This is a genomic window from Williamsia soli (assembly GCF_017377795.1).
GTDB classification, from domain to species: Bacteria; Actinomycetota; Actinomycetes; order Mycobacteriales; family Mycobacteriaceae; genus Williamsia; species Williamsia soli.
Genome location: NZ_JAFRDR010000002.1, coordinates 37,707 through 55,393, shown reverse-complemented (window position 1 = coordinate 55,393; position 17,687 = coordinate 37,707). Strand labels below are relative to the sequence as shown.

The following is a 17,687-nucleotide window of genomic DNA, read 5'->3' as shown; positions in this document are numbered from 1 at the left end:
AAGTATCAAGCGTTGACACTTAGCGCAAGGGCTAAGTATGAGAAGTCAGCGGCGGGACGGCTCGCCGGTACCCGTCACGGTGGTGAGGATGAATACGGAATCCTCAGAGGCAGCAACACTGTGCCGATGGTGACTGAGACCGCGCAGCTCCCCCGCTCGCAGCGTCACCTCATGCTCACCGGCAATCACGGTGACCGCTCCGGACAGAACGAGGACACTCGCCGCCGGCGGCGAATTGTGCTCGCCTAGCTCCGACCCTGCAACCATCGCGATCAGGGTCTGCCTCAGCGGGCCGTCGTGGACGAGTATGTCTGCACTCCGACCGTGAGAGTCGTCGTGCGCCAGCTGCAGATGCTTGGCCGCAAGATCGTCGAGGTTGGACTCCGTGTCGACCATTGCCGGCATTTCCTTCCGTCGCCCCCGCGCTAGGTCAACGCTAACGCGTTTCCCCCTCCCAGGGTCGCGCTCGGTGACAATGGGTGGTCACCGGCGCCAGATCCCTGGTGGTGCGTGACCAGCCCATCCGAGACCGTCGAGCGCCCCGGGAATTGATAGCACCCGACTCATGTTGATTGAGTCGTACGCACTCAACTCTTCACAGGAGGCTTTCCCGAATGGCAGCATTCTTCGGGCCCGACGGCCCGCGGCGCATCGACATCAGTCGTCTGATGAGCAAGTCCACCCAGGATCTCATCGCCGAGGCGGCGCAGTTCGCCGCCGGTCGCGGCGACGCCGAGCTCGATGCATTGCATGTTCTGCACGTCATGGCCGAGCATGACCCGACGCGCGGCTTGATGCAGCGGGCCGGCGCCGACCCCGCAGCCGTGGCTGCGGCCGTCGAACAACGCCTCCCCGGCGGCAGTCCGTCCGCAGGGATCGGTACCACCACACTGAGCGCCGCGGTCCGCACCGCGGTCTTCGAGGCGCACCAGCTCGCGCAGGCACTGGGCTCGACCTATATCGATCCCGAGCACCTGTTCGTAGCCCTGGCCGGCGATCGGGATCGTTCGGCAGGCCGCCTGCTGGCCGCGGCCGGACTGACCCCCGAGCGTCTGCAGACCGCGCTGCAGGGTGGTTCGTCAGAAGAGGTCTCACCCAGCGAGACCCCCAACCTGGACAAGTACGGATTCGACCTCACCGAACGCGCCCGCACCGGCGGTGTCGACCCGGTGATCGGCCGCGCAGACGAAATCGCCCAGACCATCGAGATCCTCTCCCGGCGGACCAAGAACAACCCGGTCCTGGTAGGAGAAGCAGGTGTCGGCAAAACCGCCATCGTCGAAGGTCTTGCCCAGCGGATCGTCGACGGTGAGGTACCAGAACGTCTCTCGGGCAAGCGCATCGTGCAACTCGACCTGTCGAGCATGGTGTCGGGAACCCGCTACCGCGGTGACTTCGAGGAACGCCTCAACGGCGTCATCGATGAGATCGTCGCGCACTCGGACGAACTGATCGTGTTCATCGACGAGGTGCACACCATCGCAGGAGCAGGTGCCGGTGCCGAGGGGTCAATGGACGCCTCGAACATCCTCAAACCGAAGCTCGCTCGCGGTGAACTGCATATCGTCGGCGCGACCACCCTTGACGAGTACCGCAAGAACATCGAAAAGGATCCGGCTCTCGAACGGCGTTTCCAGCCGGTGACGGTTCCCGAGCCGAGCGTCGATGACGCGATCGCGATCCTGACCGGCCTGCGCGGCCGGTACGAGGAGCACCATGGCGTCCGATACACCGACGAGGCGATCGCTGCCGCAGTCGAGTTGTCGTCGCGCTACATAGGTGACAGGTTCCTGCCGGACAAGGCGATCGATCTCATCGACCAAGCTGGTGCACGCATGCAACTGGCGGCGCCCGGAACCGACATCGAGGCCCTGCGCAAGAAGCTGACCGCACTCGAAGCCGCCAAGGAAGAGGCTGTCGCACAGGAGAACTACGAGAAGGCATCGGCGTTGCGGGACGAGACCGCTGCGGTTCAGGCCCGTCTCGATGGCAGTCCGCACGCGCTGGTGTCCGCATCCGAGGTGACCGCCGATCACATCGCTGAGATCGTCTCACGTGCAACCGGCATACCTGCGAGCCAGATGACCCAACAGGAGAAGGAGCGCCTGCGCCGCCTCGAAGACGAGCTGCACCAGCGGGTCGTCGGCCAGGATGATGCGGTCAAAGCCATCGCACGCGCGGTGCGCCGGAGCCGTACCGGCATGAGCGATCCGGATCGTCCGGTAGGCAGCTTCCTGTTCCTCGGTCCCACCGGGGTGGGAAAGACCGAACTGGCAAAGGCATTGGCCACGTCACTGTTCGGCGACGAGAAGAAGTTGCTGCGACTGGACATGAGCGAGTTCGGTGAACGGCACACGGTGAGCCGTCTCATCGGGGCGCCCCCCGGCTACGTCGGCTACGGCGAAGCGGGTCAGCTCACCGAACAGGTCCGGCGCAATCCGTACTCGGTCATCTTGCTCGACGAGATCGAGAAGGCGCACCCGGACGTGTTCAACACGTTGCTCCAGGTTCTCGATGACGGCCGGCTGACCGATGGACAGGGGCGAACGGTCGACTTCAAGAACACCGTGCTGATCATGACCAGCAACCTGGGATCGGACATCATCTCGAGCAAATCGGGTGGGCTCGGTTTCAACTCCGGTGACACCGGGGCAGCCGAGAAGCCGATGCGCGAGAAGGTCATGGGCCGGCTACGCGAGTCGATGCGGCCGGAGTTCTTGAACCGCATCGACGAGATCGTGATCTTCCGCAAGCTCGACACCGTCCAGCTGCACGAGATCACCGATCTACTCCTGGCCGACAGCCGTAAGCGGCTCGGCGCCAAGGGTATCGAGATCGAGTTCAGCGCTGCTGCGGTGGATTGGATCGCTGAGCACGGTCACCAGCCCGAGTTCGGTGCCCGGCCGTTGCGGCGGTCGATCCAGCGGGTGGTCGACGATCGCATCGCAGATCTGTTGCTCGACGAAGTTCTGACCGAGGGCGGCAAGGTGTCGGTGAGAGTCACCGATGACGAGCTCGACCTTATCGTCGCCTGACGAGATGCACTCCAGATCCCCGGCTCGGGTTCCGAGCCGGGGATCTCTGCGTCCGGGGTGTTCCTGGTTCGGATGATTTCCGACAATTGTCGAGGGTTTTGCCTACGGTTGTCTCTACTGAAGGTCGGGTGCGAGCAGTAGTTTCGAAGGGTCATCCGATCACCACCGATATGCACTGAGGTGAACTGCAGAACATGCCTTACATCACTACTTCTGACGGAACAGAGATCTACTACACCGAGCAGGGTTCGGGACAGCCCGTCCTCCTGAGCCACGGTTGGCCACTGTCCTCCGACGCCTGGCAAACCGAACTCAAGATTCTCGCAGACGCCGGCTATCGGGCAATCGCCCACGACCGCCGTGGACATGGTCGCTCGTCGAAGACGTACGACGGCAACAACATGGACACCTACGCCAAAGACCTGTCCGAATTGGTCGAGGCACTCGATCTGAAAGACCTTGTGGTGATCGGGCACTCGACCGGAGGCGGCGAGGTCGTCCGGTATGCAGCGCAGTACGGCAAGGGCCGTGTAGTCAAGGTCATCACCGCCGGCGCAGTGCCACCGGTGATGGTGAAGTCCGAGACCAACCCCGAAGGCACCCCGATCGAAGCGTTCGACGGCATCAGGGCGGGTGTGCTCGGTGACCGATCGCAGTTCTACCAAGACCTGACGGAACCCTTCTTCGGAGCCAACCGCGAAGGATCACAGGTCTCGCAGGGAGCGAAAGACGACTTCTGGCGTCAGGGCATGCTCGTCAACCTGGCAGCAGCCTACGACTGCGTGAAGGCGTTCTCCGAGACCGACTTCACCGAAGACCTCAAGGCACTTGACGTCCCGATCTTCATCGCTCACGGTGACGACGACCAGATCGTTCCGATCGACGCAGCCGCGAAGAAGTCCATCGATCTCGTCAAGGACGGCACACTCAAGGTCTACTCCGGAGCGCCCCACGGCATCTTCGGCGCGTACCAGCAAGAACTCGACAACGACATCCTCGAGTTCATCAAGAAATGACCGCCGGTGTCCGGGTCCTCCACGCGCAGCCGGAGGACCCGGACACCCCCTGACTCTGTAACCTGGTGACATGCCGAGACCCCGTAGCTTCGACGAGCAGACGCTGCTCGATTGCGCGCAGGAGGTCTTCTGGACTCGTGGCTACGATCGGACATCCATCGAGGATGTTGCGCGCGCGTCCGGCGTCGGAAACGGCAGCATCTACGCCGCGTACGGCAACAAACTCGGTCTGTTCATCGCGGTGTTCGACCGCTATTGCAAAGGCCGGGTCGAACTCGTCGACCACGTGATCGCCGGCCACACCGGAACGTTCGAGTCGGCGGTGGCCAATTTTCTGGACGAGATCGTCGGCGACTGCACCTCCCATTCGGATCTTCGCGGTTGCCTCATGCTCAACAGCCTCGCCGAACTGGGCGCACGTTTTCCCGAAGTCATGCGGATAGGCCGGCAGTCCACCTCCGAGATGGAGCGCATCGTGCGGCGTCGAATTGCCGAGGCGGTCGATGCGGACGAATTGTCGCTCACCGTCGGTGAGGTCGAGGCGCTCGGCGCCCACATCGTTCTGGTGTCGCAGGGACTGATCCAGCTCAGCCGACTCGATACGCCGGTAGCGCAGCTGCGGTCGATCGCCGCCACGTCAGCGCGAATGTCGTCGTTGCTGACCGCAGCCTGATCGCCACCGACAGAATCCGGATCAGAGCACGCCGGTCGATTCCCAGAGCCGAATCAGTTTGAGTGTCAGATGAAGCGTGCTTCGTTTCATGCCGTCGTCGAGCGCATCCCGAACAATCGCCGGCATGTTGTCGAGCCGGTAATACAGCGTCGTTCGATGAATGTGCAGGCGATCGCATGTCGCGCGGACCTGTCCACCCGAGTCCAGATATGTCTCGATCGTTCTACGCTGCAGCGGATCTGCCATCGTGCGCAGCCACTCCGCGGCAGGCGAGAAGTCTGCGAGCCCACGCGAATCCGCGGCAATCGCGTTGAGCAGTACCCATCCCCCGAGCTCGTCGATGCTGCGACTGGGTTGCAATTCGGGAAGAGCAGCGGTGAGATCCGCGGCGATCCGCGCTTGCTCCGCGGCCTCGCCGAGATCCCCGGACATTGGTTTGTGATGTGCTGAACCCGTTGCCAGTACGTCACATCGGTACTTCGCGGCCTTCTCTGTAATCCAGCCGTCGAGATCAACCCCGGCACGGCAATCACGGCTGACGAGATAGATGATTCCGTCCACCGCTCGCACGAAGGCCGTGGGCGTAGGCGCCCCCGATGCCAGCAGGCGCCCGAACTCCACCACACCGGGCATCTCGACGCCCGGGCCACACACGACGGCCCGCACAACCGTACGAACTCCGCGATCGATCCAGCGCCGCGACACGGCCTCGGCAAACGCTGCACGCCGAACAGCCGGGTCGTCATCGAGCAGCGCGGCCATCACCTGCTCACGCGCGGTGGCGACCACGCCCGGCAGCGGCCCACTCACATGCTGCACGTCCACCGGTGCACCTCGCAGTCTTCCGGTCGGCGCCGGCCTTATTCTGGAATAGTGCCTCCAGAATAACAGAGATGCGGGTCGCGCCTTCGGAGAACGGCTAGCCGACGGCGGCCTGCAATCCTGCCGATACCGCCGGCGCGGGGAACAATTCCTTACCGTCCACGTCGAAGGTGTTGTCACTGTTGGTCAAGACGATGATGGTGGTGTCGGAGTCGTAGTTGTGGAACAGCACACTGTTGTACCCGGGGATGTCCCCGTCGTGGCCCCACCACCCATTGCGATCGCCGATGCCGAAGCCATAACCCATCGTGGCGGTGTTCGGAGGGATATCACGGACGATCGAATCACGGCGCAGTTGTTGTGTCTGGGCATTGAGAACACCGTCGCCGGTGAAGAGCGCGTGTCCCCACTTCTCCAAGTCACCGAGGGTCGAGATTACGGCACCGGCCGTGAATGCGAACGACGGGTTCCAGTGGGTCGAATCGACGTTCTGCCCGGGCGGCTGGTTTTGGTCGGTCAAGCCGTCCATATGTGGATCGCCGATCTCGATGGATCCGCCGGCGAAGGTCGTGTCGGACATGCCGAGTGGTCCGAACAGGCGCTCCTCGAAGACATCCGCGATCGGTTGCCTCAGCACCTGTTCGATCACCATTCCGAGCAAGACGTAGTTGGTGTTCGAGTAACTCCAGCCCTGTCCCGGTGCAAAGTCGGCAGGAAGCGGTTTGACAGCGTCGACGAGTTCCTGAGGTGGCCAGTCATATTCGGGATCCGCGAAGTACTTGTTCACAACAGCATCGGACATGGTGTAGCTCGGGATCCCGCTGGTCATGTCTGCCAGCTGCGACAGCGTTGCGAGATCGCCGTTCGGCAGACCGGGGACGTACTGACCGATCGGCGTGTCAAGCGACAGCTTGCCCTCCTGGACGAGTTGGAGCAGCACCGTCGCCGTCATCGTCTTGGTCAGCGAACCGATGCGGGTCTTGTCACCGGCGGTCGGCGGCTCGGTCTTTCCTTCACCGACGACTCCCGAAGTGCCGGTCCATGTTCCCTCCGGTGAGGCCACCTGTGCGATCACTCCGGGGAATCCGGCCTTGGCCCGAGTGTCATCGAGGACTTGTTGAAACTGCGCAGCCTTGTCCGCGGCTATGGCCGGTGCAGCCGAGGAGGAAGTGGCCTCCTCATCCTCGTTCGAGGAACAGCCGCTCGCCACCAGGGATGCGGTCAACACGGCAGCGATAGCCGCGAGAACTCGATTCTTGATCTTCATGCCTCTCCTTGACTCGATACTTGCCGTAAGAAGGATCTCGTGACGTGGTCTCACAGCGATCAAAATCCCGATATTGGGTCGTTGTGGCGAACAGAACCGCAGCTGGGCATCGCCATAAGCGCCCATTATCGTGTGGGAGCGGCCTATCCGAGGTCCAGATCAGAGATGAGTTGCACCGGGTCGACCTGGCCCAGGCGCACCCCACTGTTCCAGTGTCCGTCGAAGTCCGTCCCGAGTTCCGCGCGAACGGCCTCGAGTTGGGCATCGGTTCCCGGATGCCATGGCCATTCCCGGCTCTGCCGCTGGCTGAGTGCATAGGAGAGGCCTAAGTTGCGTGCCGCTTCGTCCGGACGGCCGGCGTTGAAGAAGTGATTGCCCCGGGTCTCGAAACTCTCGGAGAAGTTGTGGGTTCCGAGGCGTTTCTGGGTCCGCAGCACGTCGTCGCAATACCTCAACCCGAGTGTTCCATCTCCTGCGAACTTCGCGGCAATTGAATGGGTGATGTTCGCGAACAGCGCTGCCATGTTGTTGCCGACGGCAGAGTTCTGGTTCAGGACGGAATCGGCCTGCTCCACTGCGCTCGCGCTGTCGCCACCGACGAGTGCCGCCGCGGCGAGGATGCCGCGCGCACCCAGCGCCGAGTGCGCATCGCCCGTGGTCACCGCGAGTTCGAGCGCCGCCGCAGCGGCCCTGGTCGACCACTCGAACACATCCCCGCTCCACGCGCACACCGCGACCACGAACAGCAGTCGAGTTGCGTCGTTTTTCCGATCCGAAGGTGGATCTGCGAGCACCGGTATGGCCTGCGCCAGCTTCCTTTCCGCCGCCACGGTGTTGTGTCCGAGCGCTTCCGCACACCCTCCGATGGCCGCCACCACAGCCCCATCGAACGGGGCCAGGTCGGCGGACCCGAAGGCTGCATCGGCCACCTCCGACCAGCGGAGGAGTTCGACGAACTGTTCCCGGTCATGCCAGAAGAAGATCAACCTCCACAGGATCGCCAGTCCGGCAAGGTCGGGCTTCTCGATGAGAGTCGACCGCAGCACCGCGAGCACCGTGGACTGATTGTCCTCGAGCCAGGCGTAATGTTCTGGCTGCTCTGGTGCACCAGGATGCGGGGCCGCCAGGAGCGTCTCGGTCACCCATCGGTTTCGGGTCCTGACGAGTTGCCGGCGTTCGACCGCATCGAGTTCCCGATCAGCGTGCGCGCGAATGGGAACGAGCTGGAAGAAGGTGGTGCGTCGGGCCGGCGACGTGGGGGGCACCGACACCAGCATCGACCGGTGCACGAGGCCACCGACAAGGTCCAGTGCCTGCTCGATGTTCAGCGGCGCGATCGTGCACAGCCTTGCTGCCGCCTCCAGTGTGAACGGTCCGGCAAGGACCGCCAGCCGCCGATGAAGGACCTGCTGATCGTGCCCAGCCAGGCGATAGCCCCAGTCCACGGTGTCCAACAGACTCGAATGACGCTGCGGCCCCGGGCCGCTGCGCGCCAGATGACCGGGCGCGCCGTCCAGACTGTCCGCGATCTCGCGGAGTTCGAAAGTCCGTGACCGCGCTGCGGCGAGTTCGATGCCCAGCGGCAGACCCCCGACGGCCGCACAGATCCGGGCAACGGCCAGACCGTCGTCCCCGTCCAGATCGATGTGGCCGCGACCCCCGGCCGCACGATCGAGAAACAGTCGCACGGCGGAGGACTCACCGATGTCGGTACCGGTCCCGTCCACTGCCGGCACGGGCAGCGGCGAGAGCGCGTATCGCTTCTCACCCACGACCTCGAGCGGTTCGCGACTGGTCGCCAGCACATGTACGTCGCCGCCTGCGTCGAGGATCTGGTCTACGAAGTCAGCCACACCGCCGAGGAGATGCTCGCAGTTGTCCACCACCACCAGGAGCCGCCGCGACGACACGTGCTCGCGGACCAACCGCGCCAGTGCCGTGTCCGCCGTGGGGCGAAGCCCGAGCGTGTTCGCCACTACCGCGGGAATGGATTCCGCTTGCAGGATCGGAGCAAGATCGACGAACCAGACCCCGTCGGGAAAGGAGTCGCGAACAGTGAACCCCACCTCGGTGGCAAGTCTGGTCTTGCCCACGCCACCAGGTCCGGTGATGGTCACCAGTGGGGACGACTCGATGAGCGCGGTAACCGCGGACTCGTCTGCACCGCGGCCGATGATTGTCGATCGTCGGCGCGGAAGATTGACCTCCGCGGACGCGATCTTCGCGACAGAACTGACGCGAGGACGAAGTCGCTCATCGTGATTCAGGATCTGCTGGTGTAGTTGCCTCAGCTCCGGTCCGGGATCGACACCGAGTTCGTCGGCCAACATCTGCCGGATGTGCCCGAATGAGTCCAAGGCGGCAGCTTGTCTGCCTGATTGATACAACCCGACTATCCGATATAGCCACAGTCGTTCCCGCAAGGGATTCTCGTCGATCACGACAGCCAGTTCGTTCACGGCACGTTCTGGCTGGCCGGCCTCCTGGAGTGCCGCCGCCCGCGTTTCGACCAGGTCGAGCCGTAGGTCGGCAAGACGTGCGCGCACCGGTGCCAGCCATCCCGTGTCGACCACGTCATCGCAGTATGGCCCCCGCCACCGTGCCAGCGCCACGTCACTCAACGCCAGCGCGGAGTCGATGTCGCCTTTCGCGAGCGCGTCCCGGACCGACTGGCTCGCGATCGCAAAGTTTTTCGAATCGATCTTGTCGTCCGAAACCAGGAGCCGATAGCCCAGCGGATCGGTGACCAACACTGTCGGCGCGGCGCGCGGTCCGCGTTCCGGTTCCAGGACCTTTCGCAGTCGCCAGATGTGGGACTCCAAGACCTTGGCACTGCGCGCGGGCGGATCGGCACCCCAGATCGCGCTGATCAGCGCCGCCGCAGACACTGCCTCACCGGCGTTGGTCAGCAGAACGGCCAACACAGTCGACAGGCGCCCACCGCCCGGTGGTCGGGACAGCCCGTCCGACTCGATCAGCAACGGCCCGAGATCCCGAAACTCCACGCCCGAACCTTATCCGCCGATGTCCGATTTGCAATGCATTTGAGCGCCGTGAGACCGCCCGCAGCAACCATGGCGGTCAGCCCACCTCCGATCTCCGGACGAACCGAGGAGCAGTAACGATGACCACCGATCAGCACAGCGCAACCCGACCGGTCGACCTGCGTGGAATAGCCTTCACCGAGGCCGAATTCGACGGTCAGTTCCTACGCGCACTAGACGCGATCCTCAGCGGCGGCGCCGACATCGGCGAGTGCTTCGTCACCGCCCGGAGCATCACCGAAGGCGATCACGACAGCTGGTACCGCGAATGGACGGCCACCGCCGACCGGATCTACGCCCAGGCCGAGGCAAGCCTGGCGGCCGGTCATCGGATCAGTGCCCACGACGCATTCCTACGAGCGGTCACCTACTACCGGACCAGTGGCGTCTTCTTCTACCGCGCACCGCTCGATCCTCGATTCGTCGACTCATACCGGCGGCAGAAAGATGCGTTCCAGCGCGCGGCCGCCCTGTCGGAATGGGCGATCGAGCAGGTTTCGATTCCCTACGAGACAACACCTTTGGACGCCTACTTCATCACCCCCCACGGCGACGGACCACATCCGACGATCCTCATGATCGGCGGCTACGACGGGACCAAAGAAGAGTCCTACTTCGCCGGCGGTCTCGCGGCGCTCCGCCGCGGTTACGCGGTCCTGCTCATCGACGGGCCGGGTCAGGGCGGCGCGCTCATCGAAGAGAACCTGTTCTTCCGCGCGGACTGGGAGGCCGTCGTCACGCCTCAGGTCGACTGGCTCCTGTCCCGCCCGGACGTCGACCCACAGCGGATTGTGCTGATGGGACGCAGCTGGGGTGGCTATCTCGCGCCGCGGGCCGCGACTGCTGAGCACCGCGTGGCCGCCGTGATCGCGGACGCCCCCCAATTCGCGCCGGGAGAGGGTGCGGTCTTCATGTTGCCGCCGGACTACCGCGATCAACTGCACACCGGAGATCCCGACACCCTCAATGCCGTTCTCCGGAAGGCGATGGCAGCCAACTCGATCCTCGACTTCGGCCTGAACCGCGGCATGCTCACCCACGGACTCGCGACGCCACTGGAGTACCTGCAGCAGGCCGAGCCCTATACGCTGCGTGGCCTCGCCGAGAAGATCACCTGCCCGACCCTCCTGTGCTCCGGAGAGAACGACTCCCGTGGCGGCGGTGCCGAACCGTTACTGGACGCTCTCAAGGCTCCGAAGAAACACATAGCCTTCACCAACGCCGAGGGAGCCGGTGAACACGACGAGGCAGGCGCGGCGGGTCTCTTCGAGCAGCGTGTCTTCGACTGGCTCGACGAGGCCTTGGACAAGGACTCCAACGCATGAGAAATCGGTCCCTGACAACGGTGTTCGCCATCGGAGCGGTCACGGTCGCTCTCGTGGCGAGCGGTTGCTCCTCCCCCGACGATGACACGACGGAGACCTCGTCGACAGCATCCGCCTTCGCCGATGTCGTTGTCCCGGAGGCTTTCACCAGCCTGACCATGACAGCGATCGGGGATCCTACGTTCCCGTTCCTGGGCACCGACCAGCGATATCACGTCGCGTATGACCTGCAATTGACCAACGCCTCGCCGGTGCCCGCGACACTCGACCGCGTCGATGTGGTCGACGGTACCGAGCCGGACAACGTCATTGCCACCTTCGCCGGCGCCGCACTTGTCGATCCCACCTGCTCCTACGGCAATTGCAACCGGCTGCAGAACGTCCCGAACGGCGTGGTCGACACGGCGGTCATCCCGCCCCGGACGAGTCGGATCCTCTTTCTCGACTACACCTTCGACTCCCTTGACGATGTTCCGAAAGCTGTCCTACATCATGTGTACGGAACGGGTGCCAACTCGCCGGCCTCCCGGGAACCGGCCCCGATCGATTACGTGATCACGCCTATCGACATCTCGGCGAGCACACCCCGGGTCATCTCACCGCCGCTGCGGGGCGACAACTGGATCGCACTCAACGGATGCTGCGAACCCGGTTTCCCGCACCGCGGATCGGCGTTACCGGTCGACGGCAAACTGAACAACAGCCAACGGTTCGCCATCGACTGGAAGCGAACTGACGACGAGGGGGCGTTCTACGTCGGTGACAGGACCCAGAACACCAGCTACGTCGACTACGGGTCCGACATCCATGCAGTCGCCGACGCGACGGTGATCTCGGTCCTGGACGACGTCGCCGCGAACGCACCGGGAACTCTCCCGGCCCAGGACCCGGTCCTGGCGGCCAGACTGACCGCGCTGAACGTGGACGGCAATCACATCGTTCTCGACCTCGGAGACGGAGTGTATGCGATGTACGCCCACCTCATCGAGGGGTCACTTCTGGTCAAACCCGGAGACAGGGTCACAGACGGTCAGGTGATCGCCAAACTCGGAAACACCGGCAACGCCAACGCCTCTCACCTGCATTTCCAGCTGATGAACGGACCGACACTCTTGGGTTCCGATGGCCTGCCGTACGTGTTCGACGAGTTCGACTACGCCGGGCAGGTTCCGGTTCAGGCGATCATGGACGCCGACGACTACCTGACCGGGAACTTTCTGCAGGACAAACTGCCGACAGCGCAGAAGCGGACCGACGAATTGCCCATGAACCTCGCCATCGTCAACTTCCCGGAAAGCTGAGGACGGCACGGATGACCACCGGAACGATCCACGAGATCAGTCCAGGCCTGTTCCTGATCGAAGGGCATCATCCCCACACGCTCTGGGATGACCCGGACCTGCCGACCATTGCGGTGTACCGCAGCGGGACCCGTCTCTACCTTCTCGACACCGGCGTGGGGGCCGATCAATACTCCGCCATCGTCGATGTCGCGAGTCGTTTCACCGGGATCGAGGAGGTATACCTCCTCAACAGTCACGGCCACGTCGATCATCTCGGGAACAACCATGTGCTGCATGAGATCAGGTCCGAACGCAAATACCACCTCATTCCACGAGACGCTCGCCCAGGCCTCGACTACGAAGCGTTCTTCTCGCGTATGTACAAATCGGGCATCCCGTATTTCGATTATCTCCGCGGGCTCGATCTGGACGCGGATCGGATCGCCGGTCTCCTGCGGACGCTCAGTGGCGCCTCGGCGCTGACCGCTGAAGATGTGCTCGCGCTGGGTCGCCAGATCAATGGGTTGGGCCTGTCACCCGCCGTCGGCGCATTCATCCCGTCCCTTGTCGTCGACATCATCTTGCAGACCTATCCGGAGGTGTTCCTGAGCGTCGACACCATGACGGACTACGAGGACCACAGCCCCGCCGAGGACATCGCCATCGGCGGAACCCGATGGACGGGTTGGTCATTCGTCAACGCCGAAGGCACGATCGACGTGCAGGTGCTGCAGTCGGCGGGGCATTCGGCCGGCGGGCTGGTCTACTACCTGCCGGGACAGAAGTTCATGATGTTCGCGGACGAGACATCCGCCCTGCCGATCTGGACGGACTCCGACCCCAGAAACACGGTCGCGACAGCCGTGAAGGCGCTGCAGATGATCGATGAGGGCAATCTCGAGCACATGTGTGCCGGGCACAAACCCATGCTGCCGGTTGCGGGCGATCACGCACGCGCCCAACTGCAGCAGATCATCAACACCGAAGCCGAATTCTCCCACGCGGTCGCCGACGCCCTGCGCCGTCACCCCGACGGGATGAGCATCGACGACCTCTATGAGGTTCTCCGCGAAGAGGCGCCCTCGAATTCGGTGATAGCGGTCGCGGCGGGACTTCAGTTCCCGGTTTTCGCGACCTTTCTCAAACTGACCCTCCTCAATCACTGTCGACTGCACGAGTTCCCTGTCGACACCGATCTTTCCGGCCGGCCGACGTTTCGGCTCCCGGCGCATTGATGCTGCTGCACTCCGATCCCGAATTCAACCGCCTGCTCGAGCGGTCCCTGTCCGTCACCGACGTCGGGGCCGCCGACGCGACAGCGATCGCGGGCGCAGGTACACGGATCCCTCCCGACGACGTGGGCTCCTGGGAGCGATACTGGCGCCATGAAGGCGCTCGCTGCCTCGACCGCGCCGATCAGAGGCTGGCTGCAGACGACGCGTCCGGCGCCGGCCGGAGTCTGTTGTGCGCCTCGTGGGCATACGGGCTGGCGGCACACTTCTATCGATCGGATCCCGCGGCGGAGATGTGGCAGGCGAATCGCAGATCGCAGGTGTCGGCGTTTCGCGCGGCAATACCGTTGCTGCCGAACGAGTGCGAGCCCATTGCGGTATCCGGCCGCATGGGGCCGCTGCATGGCTACCTCCTCGGCCAGGCGACCGACACCTGCCTGCTGATCCCGACGGGGGCCGACTCCACGGCCGAAGACGGGTACGCCCACTTCGCCTCCGCTGCCGCCTGTGCGGGTGTTCGGAGCCTGGTGGTCGACGTCCCCGTGGGCAACGACAGCGACATGATCGACACCGCCATGAACTGGTTGGGCCCCCGCGCGCCAGTGGTCTTCGTACTCGGCTGGGGTGCGATGACCTTACGAACCTTGGTAGCGGTGCAGCACCGTGATGACCTCGGGGGCATCGTGTGTTGTCCGGACCCCGCCGATGCTGCCTCGGTAGGCGCACTGATTCCGACACTGTCGTACCCGACGGTGTTGCTGCCACCGGGCTCGTCGGTGCGTTCCGTTTTCAGCTGGTTGCCGGACCAGGTGATCTCGTCGTCGAGCCGGAAAACTCAGGCGTGGAGTACGAGTTCGACGACAACCGGCGAATGATCGCTTGCCGGAACCGCGCCCTTGGGCGTGTCCAGCTTCTGTGGGTTCTCGGCCGCGAAGTGCTTCGACGCGTAGACGCGGTCACTGTTGGGAGGCGCGCCTGCGGTCGCCTCTGCCAACCCGGCCGCAGCGAAGACCTTGTGCTCCTCGGCGAATTCGGGCGAGCCGTCGCGCACATTGAAGTCGGCTCCGAAGATTGTCGGACCCATCCAGGTCTCGAGGGTCGCAACAATCGGATCCACCTGACGCCGCGGCTCGTCGATGCCGTGATGCGGCGGGCTGAAATGTCCTGACAGCACCCTGATCGAGTTGTGGCCTGCGGTGCGGATCATCACGTCGGTGGCGACCCGAGGCTGGTATTCGATGACGCCACCGAAGGGCAGTCTGTTGCCACCGAGTTTGGACGTGACCACCCCGGCCCACGCGTCGATGGTCGCCCGCAGTCGCCGGGCCGAGTCGTCACCGAGCGCGTCACCGATTCGCAGACTTCGTGCGTCGGTGATCAGGTTCCCGTTGAAGGTCAAGATCCCGGTACCCTCGCGGCGTCCGGTGCCTTTGTCGATCGCCGGAGACATCACGGCGCCGTCGGCGTCCAGACGTTTCGCGAGTTGACGAAGAGTGTCGGTGTAGTTCGAGCGGGTGGCGAAGTGGTCGAGCTCTTGGAGCATCACGATGTCCGGATTCTGTCGTTTGATCGTGTCGGCGAGATGCGACAAAGTCTGTGGTGTCGCAAGGAACTTGCCTGGACCGCCCATGCCCCCGTGAACGTTGAACTCCATGACGCGCAACCGCTCATCGGCCACCGGCCGCGACACCGTGGACGTCGGCACGACAGGGTCGGCCCCGATGCGACCTCGTGAGTAGCCGCCTGCCAGACCTGCGACCGAACCCATCAGGGCACCTGGTCCCCTGCCGACACGGGTCACGCCCCCGACGATGACACCCAGCGCGGCACCGGCGACGAGAGGCGCCGCGTAGGTTCGCACCAGGGTGCCCACCTGGTCGATTCCCGCGGGTTGATACGTCGGCACGTCCAACGCCGGCAGGCGTGGCCCGTTGGCCACGGGGGCACGCGAGACCGTGTGAACGTTACTGTCGACCGACATTCCCATCCAAGACTCCTAAGCGTCGCGATCGCGCCACCCGGTGAGCACCGCGTGCACCTGTTCGGCGCCGTGCACAGGATTCGGTGGCGCGGGTACGTCGTCAGGGTAGAGCAGAAACGGCGTGCTCTGCGGTCCACCCATACCCCCGTGCGACCCGACCTGCTCTTCGAACGCAGCCACCTCGTCCGTCTCCGGCCAGTACGCACCACCGACCATGATGTCGGCGACGTTGTCGAATGAGTCTGTCCTACGGATCTTTTCAAGCGCGTCAGGTCCGAAACATACGAGCGGGTCCACACCCTCGACCACACCGGTATCAACGTCGACGGACCCATGGGCGCCGAGCACCACCGATCCGCCCGTCGCCCGAGCGAGTAACACGAACCCGACTCCGGGATGAACCCGTAATGCCTCCACAAGACCGGGGTATTCGGCAGCAACCGTCTCGACCGTGGCCCGGTGCGGAATGCGTGGAAAGCTGATCAGGCCCAGGTTTCCCGATCCCAGCACAACCGGAACCCCCTCAGGTGTGGCCGGCTCTTCGTCGGCCTTCGGCGGGCGCACGCTTGCCGCCGCGTACTCGATCCCTTCGGCCCCCGGACGGGAGTCCGCGACCGGCGCGAGTTCCCCGGTACCGCACAACCGCAGGACCAGTTGCTCGAGACTCTCGCCATACCGCTGCAGAAACGTCGCACCCTGACTTTGACCGTGATCAGACAGCACCACGACGCGGTACGAGCGGTCGGCCTGTTCGACCACCTTCAGCAGCATCGCGATGACCTCATCGATCTTGGTCAGCACCGACAGCGTCTCAGGTCGGGAGATCCCGGAGTGGTGTGAGACCTCGTCGTAGCCGATCAGGTCGACGTAGATGGTGCTCCGACCCCGGATGAGGTCGCGGACGACCGCCGCCGCCGTGACGTCGGTTGCCAGCACATTCGCGAACGCCCGCACCAATGGGTAGGAACCGCCGCGGGGAACCCTCGGCCGGACGTCGGCGCGGCGCTGTCGCCATGCCTGCCTCAGTTCCCGCTGTACTTCGGCGACCATCCGGATCAGGGTGCGCAACGTGCTCGATGGGTCGGCGAAGTAGGACGAGTACCCCGCACCACCGCCGAGACGCGCGCCACGCATCCGGCTCACGACGAGCACGTTGTCCTCGGCGCCACCGGTGAACAGATTGCCGCGGCTCGCGCCATCGGTGGACAACAGTCCCGGGATCTCGCCGCGTTCGATTTCACGATCCTCGTTGTCGCGCGGGTTGCTGAAGACCGAGATCTTCCCGGATGTCTTGTCGTACCACCGAAAAGCGGGCACGTTGTGGTTCGACCCATGCAGGATGCCGAGCTGGCTGGCACCTGTCTGACTGCTCCAATCTGTATGCCACGGAATCAACGAGTGCGTGTTGCGGACCATCGCAGCGAGACCGGGGGTGACTCCATCGGCGATCGCACGCCGCAGGACATCGTGGCCCAAGCCATCGATCTGGATACACAGCAATCCCGGAGTTGTCACCGAACCGCCGAGTTTGTGCCGGAATCGGAGTCGTTGCCTGCGTACCTGCATCAGACGGTAGGAGGTGTCGGAACGAGACGCGATCGCGCCTGCGACAAAGGAACTGAACAGCGACAACAGCGCCGCCATCACCACTGCGTCCCAGGGTTTGTCGACCGACGCCATCGGGACGATGTGCAGCGTCAACCACATGATCGCACCGCTGGCGAAAAAGACCACCAAGAAGAGCACCGCCGGACCCACCCACGACATCAGCCGCACGATGACCGGCCACAACACCGCGCTGAGGACACCGAAGACCAGAGCGACCACGAGCGCGGACGGCAGGGTCGACAGCCTCGGGATACCGATGTTGACCGAGTCGAGAGAGATTCCGTCGAACACGGCATCGAGCACCAGGATCGCCACAGCGGACGAGAGCCACAGCACCACGAACTCGATGAACAACCGAACGACTGTGGTTGTGGTGCGCATCGCACCCCCTTCGCTGATCT

General features: G+C 64.0%; 13 protein-coding genes. 7 read left to right on the top strand and 6 right to left on the bottom strand.

The window, feature by feature from the left end; genetic code table 11:
• Positions 1 to 45: 45 nt before the first annotated feature.
• The gene (locus J3S28_RS04780) at positions 46 to 396 is read right to left on the bottom strand and encodes a cupin domain-containing protein (RefSeq protein ID WP_207838315.1); all 351 of its coding nucleotides are present in this window, start codon (positions 394 to 396) and stop codon (positions 46 to 48) included.
• 218 nt (positions 397 to 614) lie between these two features.
• Between J3S28_RS04780 and J3S28_RS04775 the strand changes: the two genes are divergently transcribed.
• From J3S28_RS04775 to J3S28_RS04765, 3 genes are all read left to right on the top strand, one after another.
• A complete protein-coding gene (locus J3S28_RS04775) occupies positions 615 to 3,035 on the top strand; it encodes an ATP-dependent Clp protease ATP-binding subunit (RefSeq protein ID WP_207838313.1) in 2,421 nt (806 codons plus the stop codon).
• 194 nt (positions 3,036 to 3,229) lie between these two features.
• Positions 3,230 to 4,051 (top strand): alpha/beta fold hydrolase, encoded by an 822-nt coding sequence (locus tag J3S28_RS04770; protein WP_207838311.1) that lies wholly within the window; start codon positions 3,230 to 3,232, stop codon positions 4,049 to 4,051.
• A 70-nt stretch (positions 4,052 to 4,121) separates the two neighbouring features.
• Positions 4,122 to 4,724 carry a TetR/AcrR family transcriptional regulator gene (locus J3S28_RS04765; RefSeq protein ID WP_207838309.1) on the top strand — a complete coding sequence of 201 codons (603 nt, stop codon included), beginning with the start codon at positions 4,122 to 4,124 and terminating at the stop codon, positions 4,722 to 4,724.
• A 21-nt stretch (positions 4,725 to 4,745) separates the two neighbouring features.
• Here the strand turns inward: J3S28_RS04765 and J3S28_RS28690 are convergent, their stop codons facing one another.
• The 3 genes from J3S28_RS28690 to J3S28_RS04750 form a co-directional block, all read right to left on the bottom strand.
• Positions 4,746 to 5,549: a helix-turn-helix domain-containing protein gene (locus J3S28_RS28690; RefSeq protein ID WP_207838307.1), complete on the bottom strand. Its 804-nt coding sequence runs from the start codon at positions 5,547 to 5,549 to the stop codon at positions 4,746 to 4,748.
• 94 nt (positions 5,550 to 5,643) lie between these two features.
• On the bottom strand, positions 5,644 to 6,813 hold the full coding sequence (locus J3S28_RS04755; protein ID WP_207838305.1) for a serine hydrolase domain-containing protein: 1,170 nt from the start codon (positions 6,811 to 6,813) through the stop codon (positions 5,644 to 5,646).
• 143 nt (positions 6,814 to 6,956) lie between these two features.
• Positions 6,957 to 9,818: an AfsR/SARP family transcriptional regulator gene (locus J3S28_RS04750; RefSeq protein ID WP_207838302.1), complete on the bottom strand. Its 2,862-nt coding sequence runs from the start codon at positions 9,816 to 9,818 to the stop codon at positions 6,957 to 6,959.
• A gap of 119 nt (positions 9,819 to 9,937) precedes the next feature.
• Here J3S28_RS04750 and J3S28_RS04745 point away from each other — a divergent pair, with 119 nt between their 5' ends.
• The 4 genes from J3S28_RS04745 to J3S28_RS04730 are packed head-to-tail and all read left to right on the top strand — an operon-like array spanning position 9,938 to position 14,572.
• Complete coding sequence (locus tag J3S28_RS04745; RefSeq protein ID WP_207838299.1) at positions 9,938 to 11,182, top strand: alpha/beta hydrolase family protein; 1,245 nt, start codon at positions 9,938 to 9,940, stop codon at positions 11,180 to 11,182.
• Positions 11,179 to 12,483 (top strand): M23 family metallopeptidase, encoded by a 1,305-nt coding sequence (locus J3S28_RS04740; RefSeq protein WP_237341114.1) that lies wholly within the window; start codon positions 11,179 to 11,181, stop codon positions 12,481 to 12,483. The genes J3S28_RS04745 and J3S28_RS04740 overlap by 4 nt, the downstream gene beginning before the upstream one ends.
• Before the next feature lie 11 nt (positions 12,484 to 12,494).
• The gene (locus J3S28_RS04735; protein ID WP_207838296.1) at positions 12,495 to 13,700 is read left to right on the top strand and encodes an MBL fold metallo-hydrolase; all 1,206 of its coding nucleotides are present in this window, start codon (positions 12,495 to 12,497) and stop codon (positions 13,698 to 13,700) included.
• Positions 13,700 to 14,572: a hypothetical protein gene (locus tag J3S28_RS04730; protein WP_207838293.1), complete on the top strand. Its 873-nt coding sequence runs from the start codon at positions 13,700 to 13,702 to the stop codon at positions 14,570 to 14,572. Before J3S28_RS04735 ends, J3S28_RS04730 begins: the two co-directional genes overlap by 1 nt.
• Here the strand turns inward: J3S28_RS04730 and J3S28_RS04725 are convergent.
• On the bottom strand, positions 14,533 to 15,678 hold the full coding sequence (locus J3S28_RS04725) for an endonuclease/exonuclease/phosphatase family protein (RefSeq protein ID WP_207838290.1): 1,146 nt from the start codon (positions 15,676 to 15,678) through the stop codon (positions 14,533 to 14,535). The genes J3S28_RS04730 and J3S28_RS04725 overlap by 40 nt on opposite strands.
• Positions 15,679 to 15,693: 15 nt before the next feature.
• A complete protein-coding gene (locus tag J3S28_RS04720; RefSeq protein ID WP_207838287.1) occupies positions 15,694 to 17,667 on the bottom strand; it encodes a phage holin family protein in 1,974 nt (657 codons plus the stop codon).
• Between the last annotated feature and the right edge of the window lie 20 nt (positions 17,668 to 17,687).